This is a genomic window from Bacteroides faecalis (assembly GCF_003865075.1).
Lineage (GTDB): Bacteria > Bacteroidota > Bacteroidia > Bacteroidales > Bacteroidaceae > Bacteroides > Bacteroides faecalis.
Genome location: NZ_BHWB01000003.1, coordinates 540,207 through 562,780, shown reverse-complemented (window position 1 = coordinate 562,780; position 22,574 = coordinate 540,207). Strand labels below are relative to the sequence as shown.

Annotated in this window: 22 protein-coding genes and 1 tRNA gene; 14 read left to right on the top strand and 9 right to left on the bottom strand. The window is 37.1% G+C overall.

Translation table 11 applies throughout. The features are described 5' to 3' along the window. The 10 genes from EJF25_RS07890 to EJF25_RS07845 form a co-directional block, all read left to right on the top strand. A partial coding sequence (locus tag EJF25_RS07890) for a YjbH domain-containing protein (RefSeq protein ID WP_125040787.1) occupies positions 1-569 on the top strand: 569 nt, incomplete at its 5' end. A 54-nt stretch (positions 570-623) separates the two neighbouring features. Then, the gene (locus EJF25_RS07885; RefSeq protein ID WP_025075622.1) at positions 624-1,763 is read left to right on the top strand and encodes an OmpA family protein; all 1,140 of its coding nucleotides are present in this window, start codon (positions 624-626) and stop codon (positions 1,761-1,763) included. Positions 1,764-1,888: 125 nt separating this feature from the next. Continuing rightward, positions 1,889-2,305: a Holliday junction resolvase RuvX gene (gene ruvX / locus EJF25_RS07880; protein ID WP_125040786.1), complete on the top strand. Its 417-nt coding sequence runs from the start codon at positions 1,889-1,891 to the stop codon at positions 2,303-2,305. Positions 2,306-2,343: 38 nt separating this feature from the next. Beyond that, positions 2,344-2,898, top strand: a complete 555-nt coding sequence (gene def, locus EJF25_RS07875; RefSeq protein WP_125040785.1) for a peptide deformylase — start codon at positions 2,344-2,346, stop codon at positions 2,896-2,898. A gap of 76 nt (positions 2,899-2,974) precedes the next feature. Continuing rightward, positions 2,975-4,999: a tetratricopeptide repeat protein gene (locus tag EJF25_RS07870; RefSeq protein WP_125040784.1), complete on the top strand. Its 2,025-nt coding sequence runs from the start codon at positions 2,975-2,977 to the stop codon at positions 4,997-4,999. Positions 5,000-5,081: 82 nt separating this feature from the next. Beyond that, the gene (gene thrS, locus EJF25_RS07865) at positions 5,082-7,022 is read left to right on the top strand and encodes a threonine--tRNA ligase (protein WP_125040783.1); all 1,941 of its coding nucleotides are present in this window, start codon (positions 5,082-5,084) and stop codon (positions 7,020-7,022) included. A 70-nt stretch (positions 7,023-7,092) separates the two neighbouring features. After that, positions 7,093-7,692: a translation initiation factor IF-3 gene (gene infC, locus EJF25_RS07860; protein WP_125040782.1), complete on the top strand. Its 600-nt coding sequence runs from the start codon at positions 7,093-7,095 to the stop codon at positions 7,690-7,692. A gap of 71 nt (positions 7,693-7,763) precedes the next feature. After that, complete coding sequence (gene rpmI, locus EJF25_RS07855; protein WP_002561639.1) at positions 7,764-7,961, top strand: 50S ribosomal protein L35; 198 nt, start codon at positions 7,764-7,766, stop codon at positions 7,959-7,961. A 99-nt stretch (positions 7,962-8,060) separates the two neighbouring features. Further along, positions 8,061-8,411: a 50S ribosomal protein L20 gene (gene rplT, locus EJF25_RS07850; protein WP_125040781.1), complete on the top strand. Its 351-nt coding sequence runs from the start codon at positions 8,061-8,063 to the stop codon at positions 8,409-8,411. Between the two features lie 358 nt (positions 8,412-8,769). After that, complete coding sequence (locus EJF25_RS07845; protein ID WP_125040780.1) at positions 8,770-9,537, top strand: EFR1 family ferrodoxin; 768 nt, start codon at positions 8,770-8,772, stop codon at positions 9,535-9,537. On the opposite strand, the gene xpt is transcribed toward EJF25_RS07845, so the two are convergent. The 7 genes from xpt to EJF25_RS07810 all read right to left on the bottom strand — a co-directional run bounded on the left by xpt (position 9,534) and on the right by EJF25_RS07810 (position 16,935). Next, positions 9,534-10,103: a xanthine phosphoribosyltransferase gene (gene xpt / locus EJF25_RS07840; RefSeq protein ID WP_125040779.1), complete on the bottom strand. Its 570-nt coding sequence runs from the start codon at positions 10,101-10,103 to the stop codon at positions 9,534-9,536. The genes EJF25_RS07845 and xpt overlap by 4 nt on opposite strands. 85 nt (positions 10,104-10,188) lie before the next feature. After that, a complete protein-coding gene (locus tag EJF25_RS07835) occupies positions 10,189-11,496 on the bottom strand; it encodes a phenylacetate--CoA ligase (RefSeq protein WP_125040778.1) in 1,308 nt (435 codons plus the stop codon). An 11-nt stretch (positions 11,497-11,507) separates the two neighbouring features. Beyond that, a complete protein-coding gene (locus tag EJF25_RS07830) occupies positions 11,508-12,092 on the bottom strand; it encodes an indolepyruvate oxidoreductase subunit beta (protein ID WP_125040777.1) in 585 nt (194 codons plus the stop codon). A gap of 3 nt (positions 12,093-12,095) precedes the next feature. After that, a complete protein-coding gene (locus tag EJF25_RS07825; protein WP_125040776.1) occupies positions 12,096-13,688 on the bottom strand; it encodes a thiamine pyrophosphate-dependent enzyme in 1,593 nt (530 codons plus the stop codon). An 83-nt stretch (positions 13,689-13,771) separates the two neighbouring features. After that, positions 13,772-14,800 carry an endolytic transglycosylase MltG gene (gene mltG, locus EJF25_RS07820; protein WP_125040775.1) on the bottom strand — a complete coding sequence of 343 codons (1,029 nt, stop codon included), beginning with the start codon at positions 14,798-14,800 and terminating at the stop codon, positions 13,772-13,774. A gap of 53 nt (positions 14,801-14,853) precedes the next feature. Continuing rightward, complete coding sequence (locus EJF25_RS07815) at positions 14,854-15,732, bottom strand: DNA/RNA non-specific endonuclease (protein WP_125040774.1); 879 nt, start codon at positions 15,730-15,732, stop codon at positions 14,854-14,856. Between the two features lie 333 nt (positions 15,733-16,065). Next, the gene (locus tag EJF25_RS07810) at positions 16,066-16,935 is read right to left on the bottom strand and encodes an IS982 family transposase (RefSeq protein WP_125040773.1); all 870 of its coding nucleotides are present in this window, start codon (positions 16,933-16,935) and stop codon (positions 16,066-16,068) included. 60 nt (positions 16,936-16,995) lie between these two features. Here EJF25_RS07810 and EJF25_RS07805 point away from each other — a divergent pair, with 60 nt between their 5' ends. Both EJF25_RS07805 and EJF25_RS24850 read left to right on the top strand, forming a co-directional pair. Next, the gene (locus tag EJF25_RS07805; protein WP_125040772.1) at positions 16,996-17,223 is read left to right on the top strand and encodes a hypothetical protein; all 228 of its coding nucleotides are present in this window, start codon (positions 16,996-16,998) and stop codon (positions 17,221-17,223) included. Between the two features lie 6 nt (positions 17,224-17,229). Further along, positions 17,230-17,451: a hypothetical protein gene (locus EJF25_RS24850; RefSeq protein WP_160119390.1), complete on the top strand. Its 222-nt coding sequence runs from the start codon at positions 17,230-17,232 to the stop codon at positions 17,449-17,451. A gap of 252 nt (positions 17,452-17,703) precedes the next feature. Here EJF25_RS24850 and EJF25_RS07795 read toward each other — a convergent pair. Then, positions 17,704-17,776 (bottom strand) — tRNA-Thr (locus EJF25_RS07795). Positions 17,777-18,000: 224 nt separating this feature from the next. Then, a complete protein-coding gene (locus tag EJF25_RS07790) occupies positions 18,001-19,209 on the bottom strand; it encodes an ROK family transcriptional regulator (protein ID WP_125040771.1) in 1,209 nt (402 codons plus the stop codon). A 346-nt stretch (positions 19,210-19,555) separates the two neighbouring features. Between EJF25_RS07790 and EJF25_RS07785 the strand changes: the two genes are divergently transcribed. After that, entirely contained in the window at positions 19,556-21,436 is a 1,881-nt protein-coding gene (locus tag EJF25_RS07785; protein ID WP_125040770.1) for an FAD-dependent oxidoreductase, read from the top strand. Between the two features lie 33 nt (positions 21,437-21,469). Beyond that, on the top strand, positions 21,470-22,570 hold the full coding sequence (locus tag EJF25_RS07780; protein WP_125040769.1) for a DUF4434 domain-containing protein: 1,101 nt from the start codon (positions 21,470-21,472) through the stop codon (positions 22,568-22,570). Positions 22,571-22,574: the final 4 nt, after the last annotated feature.

The following is a 22,574-nucleotide window of genomic DNA, read 5'->3' as shown; positions in this document are numbered from 1 at the left end:
AGATACACATGATACTATCTCTCTCAACAACAGTAACTTTCTTCCCTTGGTTAGAAGTGGCATATACGTGTACACTTTTTAAAGCGGAAGCATTAGGGTTAAAACCTTATGGTTACACAGGTTTTACGAATCAGGATAGATATTTTTCTGTTCGATTGCGAGCTTTGAAAGAAGGACAATTTTGGAAATATATGCCAGCTGTGGTATTTGGAACTTCGGATCCTTTTACTTCCTCCGGCGATGTGATTAATTCCACTTCGGGAAATGGGTATTTTTGCCGCTTTTATGTTGCAGCAACAAAGCATGTTTCTATCGGAAAGGAAGAGATTGGAATACACCTTTCTTATTTATATAATAAAAGATTGGAGTATAAGCTGAATGGAATCGCAGCAGGTATTAGTTATAATCCAACATTTGCACCGGATTTGAGATTGATTGCAGAATATGATTCAAAAGATTTTGCGTTAGGTGCTACCTATTTGCTTTTCAACCACTTGCATCTGCAGGTAGAAATGCAAAGAATGAAGTATTTTACCGGTGGACTTGCTTATAAGATTTATTTGAAGTAAGTGGGTTGGGACAAATAAGATAAAAGAGTTAAACGATTTAAAACTAAGAAAACAATGAAAAGTAAGTTAGTAATATTATCTTTACTGTTGGCGGGTGCTGCTGTTACAGCAAACGCACAGACTAAAGAGAAATTCACCAGCGAGAGATTCAAAGATAATATCTTTATCAGTGTTGGTGGAGGAGCTCAGGTTTGTGTAAATCCGGATAACAGTGACTATGGCTTGGGTAAGGCTATTACACCGCTGATCCATGTTTCACTGGGTAAATGGGTCAATCCTACATGGGGATTCCGCGGACAAGTTGCAGGCTTGTGGAGTACATTAAACTCTAAACACTTGAATGGTGTAGAAACCGTTGTTGGTAATCAGACTACATGGTACAAGATTAAGAATAAGAAGTATTTTACATTGCGTGCAGACGCTTTGTATAACCTTTCTAATTCTATTTGTGGCTATAACCCAGATCGTTTGTTTACATTATCTGTATTTGCAGGTCCTGGTTTGACATTTGCTAAGACTTATGGTGACCAAGATAAGTTGAATGCATTGATTAATGGTTCTGTTGGTTTGATGGGACAGTTCAATATAAATGACTATTGGGATATTAATATTGAAGCTAGAGGTGAGGTTTCTCCTTCTATCTTTGGTAAATATAGCAATGCTTATACTGATGGTGCTGTTTCTTTGACTGCTGGTGTAACTTATACTTTCGGTGGCAAGAAGTTTATTTCTTGCAACGGAGTTGATCAGGATGCGATCAATGATGAGGTTAATCGCTATAGAAGCCAGTTGGAAAAAGCAAAAGCTGATTTAGATGCTGCTAAGAGAGCTTTGGCTAATGTAAAACCAGAAGTGAGAGAAGTTGTTAAGACTGTTCAGGTTCCAGGTCCTCGTGCTGTCTTCTTCAAAATTGGTAAGGCTACTATTGATGATTACGGATTGGTTAATCTTAAATTAGCTGCTAAGGTTATGAAGGAAAATCCGAATAAGAAGTACAAGATTGCTGGTTATGCTGATAAGGCTACCGGAAGCGTTGCTTTGAATAAGAAATTAGCTGATAAGCGTGCTCAGGCAGTTTATGATGCTTTGGTTAAAGAAGGCGTAAACAAAGATCAACTTGAAGTTATCGGTTACGGTGGTACTGACAATATGTTCGGTAAGAACTTCTTGAATCGCGTAGTAATTCTTGAATAAGGGTTATTAAAAGTAATAAACTCTATAATGAAAGGGTGTTTGACAATGTCGGACACCCTTTTTTGTTATTATTTGATTTGAATAAGGATGGAATTCGAATATAAATCGTATTTTTGTAACCCATTATGAGTAGAATAATAGCCATTGATTACGGTAGAAAGCGTACAGGGATAGCAGTTAGCGATACTTTACAGATGATTGCTAATGGTTTAACGACAGTACCTACGCATCAGTTATTGACGTTTATCCTAGATTATGTATCGAAGGAGCCAGTTGAGCGTATCATCGTAGGGCTTCCCAAGCAAATGAACAATGAAGCTTCGGAGAACATGAAGAATATTGAGCCATTTGTGCATGCCCTCAAGAAAAAATTGCCTGATATGCCTGTTGAATATGTAGACGAGCGTTTTACTTCTGTTATGGCTCATCGTACAATACTGGAAGCCGGACTGAAGAAGAAAGATCGGCAGAACAAAGCATTGGTTGATGAGATTAGTGCAACTATTATTTTGCAAACATATTTGGAGAGTAAACGTTTTTAATTAAAAAGAGTAACTTAATTTTTAGTAGATTATAAAATATGATTTTACCTATTTATGTATATGGTCAGCCTGTATTGAGAAAGGTGGCAGAGGACATAACACCGGATTATCCGAATTTGAAAGAGCTTATAGCAAATATGTTTGAAACGATGGTAAACGCTGACGGTGTAGGATTGGCTGCACCACAGATTGGTCTTCCGATTCGGGTCGTTACAATTACATTAGATCCACTTTCTGAGGATTACCCGGAATTTAAAGATTTTAATAAGGCGTATATTAATCCTCATATTTTAGAGGTAGGAGGTGAAGAAGTGAGTATGGAAGAAGGTTGTTTAAGCCTTCCCGGTATTCATGAAAGTGTAAAGCGCGGTAATAAAATTCGCGTAAAATATATGGATGAGAATTTTGTAGAACATGATGAAGAGATAGAGGGGTATTTGGCTCGTGTGATGCAACATGAATTTGACCATTTAGATGGTAAAATGTTCATTGATCATCTTTCTCCGCTTCGTAAGCAAATGATAAAGGGAAAATTGAATACGATGCTGAAAGGAAAAGCACGTAGCTCTTATAAGATGAAACAGGTGAAATAAAGATAAAAAACGTTTATATCCCTGTTAAGTAAACTAAAAGCATTATTTTTGCTACGTTTACAAGTATAAAATGCCGATGATTAAAAGAATACTAACAGTCTTATTACTGTTTCCCACATTAGTATATGCTCAGATTAATACAGAACGGGTGATGACTATCGCACGGAATGCACTTTATTTTGAGGATTATGTGCTTTCTATTCAGTATTTCAATCAGGTAATTAATGCTAGACCTTATCTGTATGAACCGTATTTTTTCAGAGCTTTAGCAAAGATTAATCTGGAGGACTTTCAAGGGGCTGAAGCGGACTGCGATGCTGCTATCCAACGTAATCCCTTCGTTGTAGGAGCATACCAAATTCGTGGTTTGGCACGTATTCGTCAGAGTAAGTTTGATGGGGCAATCGAAGATTATAAGCAGGCTTTACATTACGATCCAGAGAATATTTCTTTGTGGCACAATCTGACATTATCCCATATGCAAAAGAAGGACTATGATGCAGCTAGAGATGATTTGGAAAGTTTGATGAAGGTTGCACCACGTTATACCAGAGCATATCTTATGAGAGGAGAGGTCTTTTTGCAACAAAAAGATACAATTGCTGCTTTGAGTGACTTTAATAAGGCTTTAGAGTTAGATAAGTATGATCCCGATGCTTGGGCTGCCAGAGCAATTGTTCAATTACAACAAGAAAAATATGCTGAAGCAGAATCTGATTTTGATCGTGCGATTCATTTGAGTGCAAAAAATGCAGGAAATTATATAAATCGTGCCTTGGCGCGTTTCCATCAGAATAATCTGAGAGGTGCGATGAGCGACTATGATTTGGCGTTGGATATTGATCCTAACAACTTTATTGGTCATTATAATCGTGGTTTGTTGCGTGCACGAGTCGGGGATGATAATCGGGCTATTGAGGATTTTGATTTTGTAGTTCAGATGGAACCGGATAATATGATGGCTGTTTTCAATCGTGGCCTGCTACGTGCTCAAATAGGGGATTATCATGGAGCCATCCAGGATTATACAACAGTTATCGATCAATATCCTAATTTTTTGGCAGGGTATTACCAACGTTCGGAGGCACGTAAAAAAATTGGAGATCGTAAAGGAGCTGAACAGGATGAGTTTAAGGTCATAAAAGCTCAATTAGATAAACATAACGGTGTGGTAAGTAAAGACGTTGCTCAAAATAAAGGAGAAGAGGATAAGGATACAGAAGATAAAACTCGTAAGAAGTCTGATAAAAATATGAATAACTATCGTAAGATAGTAATTGCTGATGATTCGGAGACAGATCAACGTTATACAAGCGATTATCGTGGACGTGTGCAGGATAAGAATGTGAATATTAAATTGGAACCGTTGTTTGCTTTGACTTATTATGAAAAAATGAGTGATGTAAAACGTTCTGTGAATTTCCATAAGTTTATTGATGATATGAATCGTTCGGGAATACTTCCCAAACGTCTTCTCATAACAAATATGGAGTCTCCATTGTCTGAGGAACAAGTCAAATTTCATTTCGCTTTGATTGATACGCATACTTCAGCTATTGTAGAAGATGATAAAAGTGCAGCAAAACGTTTTGCTCGTGCAATTGATTTCTATTTAGTGCAGGATTTCTCAAGTGCTGTTTCTGATTTGACACAATCGATCCTATTGGATGAGAAGTTCTTCCCGGCTTATTTTATGCGTGCTTTGATTCGCTGTAAACAATTGGAATATCTGAAGGCAGAACAAGCTAATGATTCAGATTTGCCTGGTGGTAATACAACTAAAGAAATTGGTGCAGTGGATTATGAGATAGTGAAAAAAGATTTAGATAAGGTTATTTCTTTAGCTCCGGATTTTGTATATGCTTATTATAATCGTGCCAATATTTCGGCAATGTTGAAAGACTATCGTGCTGCAATGGCTGATTACGATAAAGCGATCGAACTGAATCCGGACTTTGCAGATGCTTACTTTAACCGTGGATTAACTCATATTTTCTTAGGTAATAATAAACTGGGTATTTCCGATTTGAGTAAAGCTGGTGAACTTGGTATTGTGTCTGCATATAATGTAATCAAGCGTTTTACAGAACAATCGGAATAACATTTTTTTGATAAAAAAGAGAAAACTCAAAAGATTTAGTTACTTTTGCGTTCAAATTATGAAAATATAACATCATCATATTATGATAAAGATAACGTTTCCCGATGGCTCTGTTCGTGAATATAACGAAGGAGTGAACGGTTTGCAGATTGCAGAAAGTATCAGTTCGCGTTTGGCACAGGATGTTTTGGCCTGTGGAGTAAATGGCGAAATTTATGATTTAGGACGTCCTATTAATGAAGATGCTAACTTTGTTCTTTATAAATGGGATGATGAAGAAGGAAAACATGCATTTTGGCATACGAGTGCTCACTTGTTGGCAGAAGCTTTACAAGAACTTTATCCGGGTATTCAATTTGGTATCGGACCTGCCATTGAAAATGGTTTTTACTACGATGTAGATCCGGGGGAGACTGTTATTAAGGAAAATGATCTTCCTGCCATCGAAGCTAAAATGATGGAATTGGCTGCTAAAAAAGAAGCAGTAGTAAGAAAAAGCATTTCTAAAGAGGATGCATTGAAAATGTTTGGTGATCGTGGTGAAACATACAAATGTGAATTGATTTCCGAATTGGAAGATGGACGTATTTCTACTTATACTCAGGGTACATTCACTGATCTTTGTCGTGGTCCTCACTTGATGACAACTGCGCCGATTAAAGCTATAAAACTGACAACTGTGGCCGGAGCATATTGGCGTGGTCATGAAGACCGTAAAATGCTAACTCGTATCTACGGTATCACCTTCCCTAAGAAGAAAATGTTGGATGAATATCTGACTTTATTGGAAGAGGCTAAGAAACGTGACCATCGTAAGATTGGTAAAGAAATGCAGTTGTTTATGTTCTCTGAAACAGTGGGTAAGGGGCTTCCGATGTGGTTGCCAAAAGGCACTGCTTTGCGTTTGCGTTTGCAGGATTTCTTACGTCGTATTCAGACACGTTATGACTATCAAGAAGTAATAACTCCGCCCATTGGCAATAAATTGCTTTATGTAACCTCTGGTCACTATGCAAAATATGGTAAAGATGCTTTTCAGCCTATCCATACTCCGGAAGAAGGGGAAGAGTATTTCTTGAAACCGATGAACTGTCCGCATCATTGCGAGATTTATAAGAATTTTCCGCGTTCTTATAAAGATCTTCCATTGCGTATCGCAGAATTTGGTACAGTTTGCCGTTATGAGCAAAGTGGTGAGTTACATGGATTAACTCGTGTACGTAGCTTTACACAGGATGATGCACATATTTTCTGTCGTCCGGACCAGGTAAAGGATGAATTCCTTCGCGTAATGGATATCATTTCAATTGTTTTCCGTTCAATGAACTTTGCTAATTTTGAAGCTCAGATTTCTTTACGTGATAAAGTGAATCGTGAAAAGTATATCGGGAGTGATGAAAATTGGGAAAGAGCAGAACAAGCTATTATTGAGGCTTGTGAGGAAAAAGGCTTACCTGCTAAGATTGAATATGGTGAAGCAGCTTTCTATGGTCCTAAACTTGATTTTATGGTGAAGGATGCTATCGGTCGTCGTTGGCAGTTAGGTACTATTCAGGTGGACTACAATTTGCCGGAACGTTTTGAATTGGAATATATGGGTTCTGATAATCTGAAACATCGTCCGGTAATGATCCATCGTGCACCATTCGGGTCTATGGAACGTTTTGTAGCTGTGTTGATTGAACATACTGCCGGTAAGTTTCCGTTATGGTTGACTCCTGAACAAGTTGCTATTCTACCGATTAGCGAGAAGTTCAATGAATATGCAGAGCAAGTAAAAATGTATCTGAAAATACATGAGATTCGTGCAATTGTTGATGATAGAAATGAAAAGATAGGTCGTAAGATTCGTGATAATGAAATGAAACGTATTCCTTATATGCTGATTGTCGGCGAAAAAGAAGCAGAAAATGGTGAAGTTGCTGTTCGTAGACAAGGCGAAGGAGACAAAGGAACCATGAAATATGAAGAATTTGCTAAAATTCTGAATGAAGAAGTTCAAAATATGATAAATAAATGGTAACTTTGCAGCCGTTTCATGATAAATAATAAGTAAACAATAAAAAGATCAAACTAGGAAGTAAACGTTTTTAATGAAGAATGACACTTTAAAAGGGCAATATAGAATCAATGAACAGATTCGTGCCAAGGAAGTCCGCATTGTGGGCGATGATAGCGAACCGAAAGTATATCCTATTTTCCAGGCTTTGAAAATGGCTGAAGAGAAAGAATTGGATTTAGTGGAAATTTCACCCAATGCTCAACCCCCTGTTTGTCGTATTATTGATTACTCTAAATTTCTTTATCAGTTAAAGAAGCGTCAGAAAGAACAGAAGGCTAAACAGGTGAAGGTGAATGTAAAGGAAATCCGTTTCGGTCCTCAGACTGATGATCATGATTACAACTTTAAGTTGAAGCATGCAAAAGGTTTTTTGGAAGACGGAGATAAAGTGAAAGCATATGTGTTTTTCAAAGGCCGTTCAATCCTTTTCAAGGAACAGGGAGAAGTATTATTACTTCGTTTTGCCAATGACCTTGAAGATTTTGCAAAAGTAGATCAGATGCCTATTTTGGAAGGTAAGCGTATGACTATTCAGCTTTCTCCCAAAAAGAGAGAGGCTCCTAAAAAGTCTATGTCTCCGAAGTCTGTTGCTCCTGCACAGAAAGCAGAGCAGTCTGAAGAAGACGAATAATAAGAAAGAATGCGTAACGCGCAGGTATAGTGCGTTGCCATTATATATTTAATAATTTAAAAATAAGTAAGATGCCAAAGATGAAGACTAACTCCGGTTCTAAAAAAAGGTTTACCCTTACCGGAACAGGTAAAATCAAAAGAAAGCACGCTTTTCACAGTCACATTTTGACTAAGAAAACTAAGAAGAGAAAAAGAAATCTGTGCTACTCTACAACTGTTGATGCAACAAATGTAAGCCAGGTTAAGGAACTCTTAGCAATGAAGTAATCAAAAGCGTACAAAGTATTATTAAAGTATTAACCGAATGCATTAGCCTAAAGTTCGTTGCGTGAAGTAACGGCGCTAACATTCTAAAAAAGTAAAACTATGCCAAGATCAGTAAATCATGTTGCTTCAAAAGCAAGAAGAAAGAAAATTTTGAAATTGACCAAAGGTTACTTTGGTGCAAGAAAAAATGTATGGACCGTAGCTAAAAACACTTGGGAAAAGGGTTTGACTTACGCGTTCCGTGACCGTAGAAACAAGAAAAGAAACTTCCGCGCTCTTTGGATACAACGTATCAATGCTGCTGCACGTCTAGAAGGGATGTCTTATTCTAAATTGATGGGTGGTTTGCATAAGGCCGGTATTGAAATAAACCGTAAAGTTTTAGCTGATTTAGCTATGAACCATCCGGAAGCTTTCAAAGCTGTAGTTGCAAAGGCGAAAGCTGCTTAAGTTTCAGCAGTTTATGATTTACAAAGTGTCAGTTTTCTATTAGATTACTGACACTTTCCTTTTATGGGAGAGAGAAAAAAGATTTTAAAAAATATTAGATAGGCAACAAAAATGCTTTTTTTCTTGTTATTCTCATAGAATGTTATTACATTTGTGATACTAAAATATTAGCCGTATCGACTGGATCGGGAAACTCTTCAAATTAATCTGATATACCGAGAAAGCTTCGATCTTCAATGGCGGGCCACATCCTTCGGGACAGCTTTAAGCCGGTGGATTACAAAGGGGACGGGCACTCAAATCTTGTTTTATCAGAGTTTCATCACATCGTCGATGCGGCTTTTTTATATACTTTCCTATGATATTTTATTTCTCTGGTACAGGCAACTCTAAATGGATTGCTGATCAATTATCCAGTAATCAACAAGAAGATTTAATTTTTATTCCTGAAGTTTTGAAAGACGGGAATATGGAATTCTGTTTGGAAAAGGATGAGAAGATTGGTTTTGTCTTTCCTATTTATTCTTGGGCTCCTCCCGAAATTGTATTGCATTTTATCAAGCAAATGTCATTAGAGAACTATCAGGGGCAATATCTTTTTTTTGTATGTTCTTGTGGTGATGATATTGGGCTTACTCAACAAGTTTTTATGAAAGCTTTGTCACTGAAGGGATGGAAATGTCATGCCGGTTTTTCTGTGATTATGCCTAATAATTATGTATTGTTTCCCGGATTTGATGTCGATAGTAAGGAACTGGAAGAGAAAAAGCTGGAGAATGCTATTGGAGAACTCAATAGAATTAATGAATTGATAAATAGAAAAGAGGCTGTATTCTTTTGTAAAGAGGGGAGTATTCCTTATATTAAGACTAGAATTATTAATCCATTATTTAATCGCTTTCAAATGTCCCCTAAGAACTTTTGGACGACAGATAAGTGTATTGGGTGTAAACGTTGTGAAAAATCTTGTCCGGTGGATAATATTTTAATGCAAGATGGAAGACCTGTTTGGGGAAGAAATTGCACCTCTTGTCTGGCATGCTACCACGTTTGTCCCCAACAAGCGGTGCAATATGGAAAAAGGACCAAAGGAAAAGGGCATTATTTCAATCCCAATCAGTATTAATCCTTAATTTTTATGCTACAATTGGATAAATCCTCTATGATTGCTAGACTTTCTACACGTACTCCTTTTTCTTCTAGCATTTTTCGACCATTTTGAAAGGCTTTCTCAATAATGAATCCCATTCCGACTAAATTGGCTCCAGATTGTTTAATAAGATCAAGAATGCCTAACGCTGCATTTCCATACGCGAGGAAATCATCGACAAAGAGCACATTGTCATTAGGAGTAAGGAAATCGGCACTTATTACTACTTCGTAGTCACGATCTTTGGTGAAAGAGTGTACGGTAGTACTCAAAGCATTTTGGATGGTTTTAGGTGATTTCTTTTTGGCAAACACAACAGGGAGATCCATTAAATAACCTGTCATGATAGCAGGAGCAATGCCACTTGCTTCAATAGTCATAATCTTATTGACGTTGGTCGCTGCGAAACGGCGGACAAACTCAACTCCGATTGACTTCATCAGTACAGGATCCATTTGGTGATTAATAAAACCATCTACTTTCAGGATACCTCCTTCGTAGCATTTTCCATCTTGTAGGATTCTTTTCTTTAATAATTGCATGATATATGAATTAATAATGTGCTAATATGCCTATGACTGTTGAAGCAGTATAAATTGGCATATTAGCACACCGATAAATTAAATACTATTGGTTATTTCTTAAATCTTTCACTCGTACAGCTTTCCCTTCACTTTGCGGAAGAGAGCCTTTTTTTACTAGTTTTACTTTAGGAGTAACAAGTATTTCATCTTTTAATTGTCGAGTTATTTCTTTACGAATTTTTTCCAGTTCAATATAGTTATCTGTAGACAGATCACTTAATTCAACTTCAACAATCATTTCATCCTGATTATTAACAGTCTCTAATGTAATGAGGTAGTTACTACCAAGTTCAGGGAACTGTACTAAGATTTTTTCAACCTGCATTGGGAAGATATTGACTCCTTTTATGATGAACATATCATCACTACGACCTTTGATACGATCAATACGTAAATGAGTACGACCACAGGGACATTTACCTGGAAGAATGCGGGTTAAATCTCGGGTACGATAACGAATTAGAGGCATCATTTCACGATCTAATGTGGTGAGTACTAATTCTCCAATTTCTCCATCTGGTACAGGTTCACCAGTTTCAGGATCAATGATTTCCACAAGATAACAATCTTCCCAAAAATGCATTCCGTTTTGTTCCTGGCATTCGAAAGCGACACCGGGACCATTCATTTCCGTCATGCCAAAGCTATTGTATGCTTTTACTCCTAACATCTTTTCTATCTTCCGGCGTTGTTCATCCGTGTGAGGCTCAGCACCAATAACCAATGTTTTTAATGTTGTACCTGCAGCATCAAGTCCTTCTTCCTGGATAACTTCAGCAAGGCGAATCGCATAACTTGGGATTGCGTGTAAGGCTGTTGTTTTGAAATCATTGATAAACTTAATCTGACGTTTACTGTTTCCGGCTGCGGCAGGTACTGTTAAGCAACCGAGACGTTCGGCACCATATTGGAAGCCCAATCCTCCTGTAAACATACCATATCCGGAACTGTTTTGGAATACATCAGTTTTTCGAATGCCAACCATATAGAGACAACGAGCTATCAGATTTGCCCAAGAATCAAGGTCATGCTGTGAATGTACGATGACTGTAGGATTTCCGGTTGTACCGCTGGAAGAGTGGATACGTACCCCATCGTTTTTCATGTCGCCTGCCACCAATCCAAAAGGGTAGTGAGCACGCATATCAGCCTTCGTCGTAAAAGGTAATTTACGAATGTCGTCCAATGTTTGTATGCTATCTGCAGTGATGCCATGTTTGTTGAAAACTTTTTTATAATATGGAGCATTTGCAGCTATACTGATTGTTTTCCTGAGACGTTGAAGTTGTAGTTCATTCAACTTCTCACGACTCATGGTTTCTACTTCTTCTTCCCAGTATTGTGTATTCATAACAATGATAGTTATTGCATTAGTTTTTCTGCAATATCTTTGCCGGCAGCTAATGCTTTTAAATTCATTTCAACAATTGCCTCTCCTTTTCGTATGAAGATCTCATGGATGCTATCCTGTATTTTCCCATAAGCGATGTCAAGGAAAGGAATGGTTGCTCCGAGTAATACCATATTAGCAACCCGGATAGAGCCTACTTCTTTGGCAACCTTGTCTACATTCAATACAATCTTTTTTGGTAATTTATTGATTTCTGCCATCACTTTATCTTCTTCCGGATAATTCGGTATATTAACAAACGGAGTTTCGTTAGTAACCAACCATCCCTCTGAATGGAGGTAGGGGAGATAACGCAAACCTTCCATTGGTTCCAATGAAATGATGAGATCACATTTCCCGGAAGGAATTAAATCTGAAGCAATAGGTTGGTCACTGATACGAAGGTTAGATTGAACATCTCCACCACGTTGGCTCATTCCATGTACTTCTGCCTGTTTCATGTAAAGTCCTTCTTTTAAGGCTGCTTTTCCGATAACTGTAGCGATAGACAAGATACCTTGTCCACCTACTCCCGATAATATAATATCTTTTTTCATGGCTTATTTACTTCTTTTTTTGCGTGCTAATGTTTGGATACATTCTCTTCGTGGGATGATAACGGATACTCCGCGATATTCAATTTCTTCGCGTATAATTTGTTTCATCTCTTCGTAGTTTTTCTTTAATGGAACAACTACACGGATATGGGCAGGATCTACTCCCAAACCTGTACATATAGCTTCGATACGTCCAGTACCGGCAGAGTCCTGACCACCGGTCATTGCAGTAGTCTCATTGTCGGATATAACGATAGTGACATTTGCGTTCTCATTAACACAGTCCAATAATCCTGTCATGCCTGAATGAGTGAACGTAGAGTCACCTATTACGGCTACAGATGGATGAAGACCTCCATCAGCAGCACCTTTTGCCATAGTAATAGAAGCGCCCATGTCTACACATGAATTGATGGCATTGAAAGGTGCATTGGCTCCTAAAGTATAACATCCAATATCACTGAATACTTTGTGAGAAGGATACTCTTCTTTAAGAACTTCGGTAAGTGTAATATACATATCACGGTGCCCACAACCTTCACAAAGTGCAGGAGGACGCATTTCCACTACTGAAGGTATACTAAATTCTGATTTATTTTCTTTGCCAACTGCTCGTGCTACAGAGTCCGGATTTAATTCTCCATCTTGAGAAAGAGTACCATCCAAACGTCCTTTGACTTTAACACCGATACCTAAATAACCTTTTAATTGCTTTTCAACAAATGGCTGGCCATCTTCCAATACCAGAATCTCATCACAAGATTCAACTAATTGGAGAAGTTGCTTTTTGGGCAAAGGATATTGTCCGATTTTTAACACCGGATATTCGCATCCTTCGGGATAGTTCTCCATTAAATAGTTATAACCAATTCCACAAGCTATAATTCCCAACTTTTTGTTTGGTCCATCCATATACTTGTTGTATGGTGATTCTTCAGATGCTTTGATGAATTCATCTTGGCGTGCAAGTAATACTTTATAGCGTTTACGTGCAATTCCTGGTAATAAAATGAATTGGCGGGGATCATCACTGAAAGCAATACTATTTTGAGACTTCTGATCTTTACGTATTACTCCGGAACGAGAGTGGGCAAGACGAGTTACCATTCGCATTAAAACCGGTTCACCTAATTTCTCAGAGAATTCAAAACCATCATACACCATGTCGTATGCTTCCTGTTGGTTGCTAGGTTCGTACATCGGTATAAGTGAAAAATCTCCGTAAAAACGGCTGTCTTGTTCGTTTTGGGAAGAGTGCATACTAGGATCATCGGCTGCTACTACTATTAATCCCCCTTTTACTCCTGTCATTGCTGAATTAACGAAACAATCGGCTGCCACATTCATTCCTACATGTTTCATACAAACTAATGCCCGTTTTCCAACGAAAGACATACCTAATGCAGCTTCCATTGCTGTTTTTTCATTGGTACACCAGCGGCTATGTATGTTCTGCTCGCTTGTAATAGGAGCCATTTGAATATACTCAGTAATTTCAGTTGAAGGAGTTCCCGGATAGGCATACACACCTGAAAGTCCGGCATCCAATGCTGCTTGTGCAATGGCTTCGTCGCCAAGTAAGAGTTGCTTGCTCATATATAATTTCTTTTATTAGTGTTGATCACAGTTTGTTATTCTATTGGACAAAGATAGCCTTTTCATCTCGTTTTATCACAAATTTACTTGAAAATCTTTCTTTCATTCAGTGCTTTCCAATATTTTCTAGCATTTGCCATATGATCAGCATAATTAGAAGCAAAATTGTGAGTACCCGAAAAATCCTCTTTTGCACACATGTATATGTAGTTGTGTTTTGTGTAATTTAATACACTGTCTATCCCTTTTTTAGAGGGGATACGGATAGGTCCAGGAGGAAGTCCGGTATTTATGTAAGTATTATATGGTGAATTTATTTTCAGGTTTTCATTAGAAATGCGTCTCAAACCAAAATCTTGCAAAGCAAATTTAATGGTAGGGTCTGCCTGCAGAGGCATATCAGCTTGTAGGCGGTTGATATATAAACCGGCCACCATTGGTTTTTCTTGATTGTTATTGGTTTCTTCTTCGACAATAGATGCCAGTGTGCTGACCTCTGATGGTGTCATCCCAATGGCTGTGGCTTGGGATAGGCGATTTTTGTTCCAGAAGCGCTCATGTTCTTTTTGCATACGTTGAAAGAATTCATCAACACTCATATCCCAGTAGACTTGATAAGTTTCGGGTATGAAAAGACATGGCATAGTTTCAGCGTTGTAACCCATCTTTTGTTGAAAGGTAGAATCAAACAATAGTTTAGCTATTTCGCTAGAGTCGATCATCAATTGTTTACCTACACTTCGAGCAAGTCGGTCCATGGTACGAACGCTTCCAATTGTGAGATTTATAGGTTCTTGATATCCTCTGGAAATACGGCTAAAAACATGGTATACATTGTCATTCGGACGGATAACATAGCGTCCTGTATGAATGTTTTGATTGAGTTTTTTATATTTCACCATCCAATCGAAGCCTTTGAGGCTATTGACATGACCTACTTGTTTTATCTTAGTATATATTGAGTCAGTGGTGTCATCACGATCTATATATATATAAGCGTTTTTTGGAGGATGAAACTGTGGGGCAAATAAATAATAATAGATTGCCCCTCCTGTAATTGTGCAAAGAAGGATTGTCCCTAACAGTACCGTAAATAGAATTATTTTCTTCATCTTGTAAGACGTTATTTTTTTTATGCGACAAAGATAGAAGGATTTTAAATAGATTATTCTGGCCATTCGCGATAATTAGCATATGCCTCTATTTTATTCTCTACTTCATCAGGCAAGGGTGCAAAGAAATCCATACCGGTAAGTTGTTCAACGCTATCTACTGTTACAACATATGTAGAAAGAGGATTTAATGCTTGTGCATTGTTGAAGATAAAACCAATGGCACGCATAGGTTTTGCAAAAGGAGAGAGAACAACTTTAAAAAATTGCTTTGGTATTGCTATCTTATTTTTTCCAATTGTTTTAGCATTTTTTTCTACGATAGGACCACAGATGATGATAATTGCACTGTCTGCTATAGCCCAGTCTCGTATTTTTTCTTCCAAATTTTTCCATCCTCTTCTGTTTAATTGAGGATGTTGTGGGCACACATTGCTAAAATAAAAAGATTCTTTCATAACTATAGGACTCCATTTCATATCTGCAGCAGGCGCCATATGCCCCTTGTCGAAGCCAGATCGAGTGTAGTCAGCATTAGTTGCAATCGGGCCATTCACTAATGGATCAACAATAAAACGATCGTTCCTTTTTTCTTTCCCTTGTGATTCTTTACGAGTTAATTCATAAGAAACCCAGTTGGGAAGTCTTAAGTCTTTGTTATAAGAAACAGTGTAGCCTGTGTGATGGATTATTTGTTCTTGCCGGGGTGTTAATGAAATAGGTAATTCTAAGCCTTCTTTATCAAGATCTTGATAAGAGTTATTGATAATTTGTTGCTTACTTTCCTGTTGGATAACTTTAGGTTGTTGCTGACAATATAGATATATTCCATACAAGACGGGAATAAGAACTATGATTGTAAGTATACATCCTAATTTATAATTGGAATGTGGACTTTTTGTAGATGTTTTTCTTTTTTTACTTCGTTTCATTATTTGTTTAAAACACCACTTATTTAAAACGTCTTCTTGACATAAAATTGTCTATAAAACGAACTAGGTATACTATGATAATACCTGCTACAACCATTGCGAAAATACGAGCTATCATAAATCTTGATTTTTTGTTCTACATCAGTTATTGTGAATTGATCTCTTAACTACATAGGCTATTCTGTCGTGATTAACTTCTTTTGTTAAGATGTGCACAAAGATAAAATAAGATGTGCTGATATACAAATATTCATGGGAACAAAAAGTGTAAATGGATTGATAAAAGCTGTAATGTAGGAGTTTAGCTTAAAATAATGTGAGTTCAAAATAAAATCAGAAAATAGCGAGTTGCCTGTTATTGATGAATTTTACATCAATGGCGGGTTTCTTCTCAAAAAAGCAGTATGCTGCGATAGCTGACAATGCATTGGCAATGAAATTACAGAACGAACGATGTCTGAAGTGTCCTATCTGTGCAATGTTCTTCAATTCGTCATTGACCGTCTCAATCAAGGCTCTTTCTCTGAGCAGAATCTTGTCAGCTATACTCATCAGGGAGTTTCTCATGTTGTTTTTAACTTTGGTAACAAGCCGGATACCGTTAAGAAAGAGATTTTCGAACAGAGCCTGGCCAATATATCCCTTGTCTGCGCATAGTTTTCCTTTGATGTTCTCCAGGAATTTGCCCCGTTTCAATGGTTCCCGATCATCTACATTTCCAAGTGTAAACGTGAAATTAAGAATCTCACCCTTATCATTGATTATCAGATCCAGTTTGAACCCGAAGAACCAGCCCATAGAACATTTTCCACGCTCGGCAATCCCTTCAAATGTCTTATGAATCAGAATCCTTTGGTTACGACAGACACGTAAAGGGGTGGAGTCAACAAAACTGATGCCGGTACAGGTGTCCAGCAGGATTTTCTTGATGAAAATGACCAGAGGAAGCAGTACTTCCTTCTCCAGTTCCACAAAACGGCTATAGGATACCTGGCGCGGAAACAGGTGCTTCAGATGTTTGCAGATATACTCCTTGTAATAATGCTTGAAGCAGCGGAAACCACTGGAGTGGAACACAATAAGAATAACCATAACCTCAGCGTCATTCATGCAGTTGGGCTTGTTGCGATGCTTCCGCTTCTTGTCTTCAATCATATATTTTTCCTGTTGCAATGCAAATTCCTTGCAAAAATCATCGGCCATACAATAAATCTTTGTAACATCAAAATAAGAAACAAAGTATTAACAACTAAAAAATAGATTATGAATACTAACAGTCTAAGAAGTCCTAAGCACAAGTTCTCGGCAGAAATTTGTTTTGATATACCTTTGAAAGGTATAGGTAGTGTAATCGGTGTGACAGCTAATGATCTGAGCGATGTTGAGCATTACGCAGCTATATCCGCGCAAGGACATCCAGTCTATGTAACAATTGCGGAATATCCTCATTTCGACTGGAGTATAGTGAATGAATATAATTTAAATAAATGAACAATCATGAAAACAATTATAGGAAAAACAGTAGAAGGTTTTGAGAATGCGATCATTAGTGAGAATAAAGAAAGCTGGTTTGTTGACATCCGTACAGGTTTGGAAGAAGCAGAATATCCTAAAGTGATTTTTACTTTAGAGCAAATAATTGAAGCGTCAGGACGCTTTGTTACTTGCCCATTTTTAAACTGCGACAAGTTGTCAATAATGAAACGCGTTACAATATAACATGTCTCTTTCTTATGACATACGGCTATTCTTATTTTATGCCTCCCGTCCTTTAAAACTTTTGCTTTGAAAATAGTTAGTTTAAGAGTTGCCATAATAGATTAAAATTTAAAGGATAAGTTTTGGATAAGTCGTTTTGTCCACTGGTGGACAATATTTCCTTTTTTTTAATCTATAAATTGAAGATCTCGTAAATAAATAGCGGGAACCTAAACTCCTAAATATAAGAGAATTAAAAGGTTTCCGTTTGAGAGCCGCTAGCCAGACTTGAACTGGCGACCTACGCGTTACGAATGCGTTGCTCTACCAACTGAGCTATAGCGGCATTGTCTCTCGTTTATGGCGTGCAAAATTACAGCTTTATTTGAAAAAACAAAAAGAAATGGAGTCTTTTTTCTTGCTTTAATTAAAATGTAGTGGCCTTTTTGAGCACTGTTCTATGATGCTGTCACTATAGAGTCACTATAGTGACAGTATTTATAGAATATACCGACACTATACTTATCTCATAGCGTCACTATAATTGTATTAAGGATTGATGACATTATTTTAGCTTTCAAACATCCTGCTACGTGCCAACATACAAGCTCCGACAATCCCAGCTTTGTCTTTTAATTTGGATGTGACAATGGCGGAATCCTTATTGACTAAATTCAAGGAATATTTGCGTACCGCAGTTTTTATTGGTTGTGTGATATAATCACCGGTCAATGATACTGTGCCACCTATAATGACTAATTCCGGGTTAAAAATATTGATTAATCCGGCTATTTGTTTTCCTAACTTTTGCCCTATTTCTTCAACGATCTCAATGCATAATAAATCCTCCTTGTTTACTGAAGCGATAATTTCGTCAAGAGTAATGGGATCTTCTTCTGAGGAAATTCGGGTTGATAGAATAGAACTTTCTCCATTTTTGATACGTTCCAATAAAATACGATGGAGAGCAGAACCGGAAGCTTCTGTTTCCAGACATCCCTTTTTCCCGCAATGGCAAATAATCTCATTATCGTAAGCACTGATATGTCCGAATTCTCCGGAAAACCCTGACTTTCCAGTGTAAACCTTGCCATCAATAATAATTCCGATACCTATTCCCCAACTGACATTTACAAAAATGATATCTTTTTCTCCTTTGACACAGCCTTGCATATATTCTCCATAAGTCATAGCACGCGTATCGTTATCGACAGTAACCTTATAACCAAGTTTCTCTGATAAAACATCTGCTAGTGGGCGTTCTTCAAAGTTAAACTGGCTGAAACTATATCCTGATTCAGGATTGACCCGACCTGATAAATTTACATTAATATTTAGAATCTTCTCCTTATTAATTGTGAGTTTATTTATAAAATTGAGAATGTGCCGACATAATTCATTCATTCCTTCTATCGAATTCTCGAAATTATAAGGTATATTCATTTTCAACTCCATCATATCTCCTTTAAAATTGATCAACCCTATGTTGATTGCAAACCGTTTTATGTCCACCCCTATAAAATAACCGGATTCAGGGTTTAGCCCGTAGAGATTCGGATGGCGTCCGCCACTAGTTTCTAGTTTTCCGTAATCGTTAATATATCCGTCTTCGCACATTTCACCAATAAATTTAGTGACGGTGGGTACGCTTAAATCCAGCTCTTTTGAAAGATCAGGGATAGTAGAACTACCATTATATATATAATGTGTAATAATCCGCTTTTTGACGAGGGCGCTTTTGGAGCCCATTTCGATTTCTTTCAAGAATTGTTGGTTCATATGTCTTATTCATTTTTGTAATGTCTACAAAGATAATTAATTTTTTTATTAAATACAGGGATTTATAATAGAAAAGTTATAATCGGAAGGAGAAGTAGATCTTAATATATTAGGGTTGAGGAAAGTTTACATACTAATGGTGACTTGATTATATTATATATATAATTAAGGTATAAAGACGTTTTTCCTCTAATGATTGAGAAATATTCTCGTTATATTAATGAAATATGTTTTTAATATAAACTTTAATAATAAAATAATTTATTATCTATTGTTTATTTAATAAATATGTCTATATTTGTGGCGTGATATTAATTAAGATACGTTGTAACCAAATGATTCTGCAATGAAAAACCTCTTCCAAATCTTCTATGGTATGCTTTTGATGGTATCCTCCATCTCGTGTACATGTTCAGGAGAAAATAATGTAGATATACTTGTTATAGGTGGTGGTGCTAGTGGCGTAACTTCAGGTATACAGGCTGCGCGTATGGGTACAAATACTTTAGTTATAGAAGAAAGTGCTTGGCTGGGAGGAATGCTGACTTCAGCAGGTGTAAGTGCTATAGATGGAAATTATAATTTACCGGCAGGAATTTGGGGAGAATTTAAGAATAGATTGATTGAATACTATGGTGGATTAGATTCACTAAATACAGGTTGGGTAAGTAAAGTCCTTTTTGAACCTTCGGTTGGAAATAATATTTTTCACGAAATGGTGGAAGCCGAGAAAAATCTTAAAGTATGGAAGCATGCTCATCTTAAAGAGATAAAAAGAGAAGGAGATAAGTGGATTGCTAAAGTGAGTGTTGAAGGAGAAGGAATTAAAATCGTTCAGGCCAAAATATTGATTGACGCTACAGAGCTAGGAGATGTGGCTAAAATGTGTGGAGTGAAATACGATATTGGTATGGAAAGCCGCGAAGATACACATGAAGATATTGCTCCTGAGGAAAAGAATAATATTGTGCAGGATATCACTTATGTTGCAATATTAAAAGATTATGGGAAAGATGTTACTATTCCAAAACCGGATGGATACAATCCTAACGAGTTTGCTTGTTCCTGTGCAAATCCGATATGCACGACTCCTAAGGAGCCGGATCGTGTCTGGTCAAAAGAGATGATGATAACATACGGAAAACTTCCGAATCAGAAGTATATGATTAACTGGCCGATAGAAGGAAATGATTATTATATCAACTTGATTGAAATGACTCCTGAAGAGCGTACACATGCTTTGGAGAATGCCAAACATTATACAATGTGTTTTATCTATTTTATACAACATGAATTAGGGTATAATACATTAGGTTTGGCAGATGACGAATTTCCTACAGCAGATAAACTCCCTTTTATTCCTTACCATAGAGAATCCAGAAGAATTCATGGACTGGTTCGTTTTGATTTGAATCAAATAATAAATCCATATACGCAGAAAGAGAAATTATATCGTACCTGTATCGCGGTGGGAGATTATCCGGTAGACCATCATCATGCCCGTTATCATGGATATGAAGAATTGCCCAATCTCTATTTTCATCCAGTGCCTTCATTTGGTCTACCTTTAGGTACATTAATACCTCAAAATGTGGAAGGACTGATTGTAGCGGAAAAGTCAATTTCCGTATCTAATATTGTTAATGGAGCAACGCGTTTACAACCAGTCGTTTTACAAATCGGACAGGCAGCCGGTGCTTTGGGGGCACTGGCGTTAAATCATAATCAGAAAATCAGTGAAGTACCGGTTCGTGATGTTCAGAATGCTATCTTAAATGCAAAAGGATATTTACTTCCTTATTTAGATGTTCCTGTGACAGATGTTAAATTTGCTTCATATCAACGTATTGGTGTTACAGGCATATTGAAGGGAGTAGGAAAAAATGTTGATTGGTCCAATCAAACTTGGTTGAAAGCTGATACTGTATTATTAGCAACAGGATTAGAAGGCTTATCCGATATATATCCTACTGCAAAAGAAAAACTGAAAAAGTTAGGAGCAGAGACTCTGACGATTCAGGAAGCTATTCAACTTATTCAGGAAATAGCGAATGAAGAAAACTTGGATATCACAACAGATCCGGAGACTATTTGGAGAAGTTTCAAATTACAGGATTTGAATATGACACGAAATATATTGAGAGGAGAAATGGCTATTTTAATAGATCAGATGTTAGACCCTTTCAATCAAAAACAAGTGAACATTACTGGAGAGTTTATTCAATAGGGTACATATATAAAATAAAACAAAATTGAAACTATGGAAACGAATAATCGTAGAGATTTTTTAAAAAAGGCTGCTTTAACTGGGGCTTCTGCTTTAGTTGCCCCTTCATTATTTGCAGCTAATGATGAGGGGAGGAGAGAGTCCTCTCCGGCAGATATGGCTGGAAATTTAGAAAGTAGACTAATTGTTCCTAAAAATAATGGTTTAAAGATAACCGGAACATTTTTGGATGAGATTTCTCATGATATTCCTCATCAAAACTGGGGAGAAAAAGAATGGGACCGAGATTTTCAGTATATGAAGAGAATTGGCATTGATACAGTAATCATGATTCGTTCCGGTTATCGTAAGTTTATGACTTATCCTTCTCCTTATCTTTTGAAGAAAGGATGTTATATGCCGTCGGTAGATTTAGTGGATATGTATTTGCGTTTAGCTGAAAAGTATAAAATGAAATTCTATTTTGGTCTATATGATTCCGGACGCTATTGGGATACTGGAGATTTAAGTTGGGAGATTGAGGATAACAAATATGTAATTGATGAAGTATGGAAGATGTACGGTGAGAAATATAAAAGTTTCGGTGGCTGGTACATCAGTGGAGAAATTAGTCGGGCGACAAAAGGGGCAATTGATGCTTTTCATTCAATGGGTAAACAGTGCAAGGATGTTTCTAATGGTCTCCCGACTTTCATCTCTCCATGGATTGATGGTAAGAAAGCTATTATGGGTACGGATAAACTGACCAAGGAAGATGCAGTTTCTGTGCAACAACACGAAAAGGAATGGAATGAAATTTTTGATGGTATTCATGATGTGGTAGATGCGTGTGCTTTTCAGGATGGTCATATAGACTACGATGAATTAGATGAGTTCTTTACTGTAAATAAAAAGTTAGCAGATAAGTATGGTATGAAATGTTGGACAAACGCAGAGACGCTTGATCGTGATATGCTTATTCGTTTTCTACCCATTAAATTTGATAAACTTCGAATGAAACTTGAAGCTGCTAAACGAGCCGGATACGATAAGGCTATTACTTTTGAATTCTCTCATTTTATGAGTCCTCAATCTGCTTATTTGCAGGCAGGGCATTTGTATGATAGATATAGAGAGTATTTTGAAATTAAATAAGTAC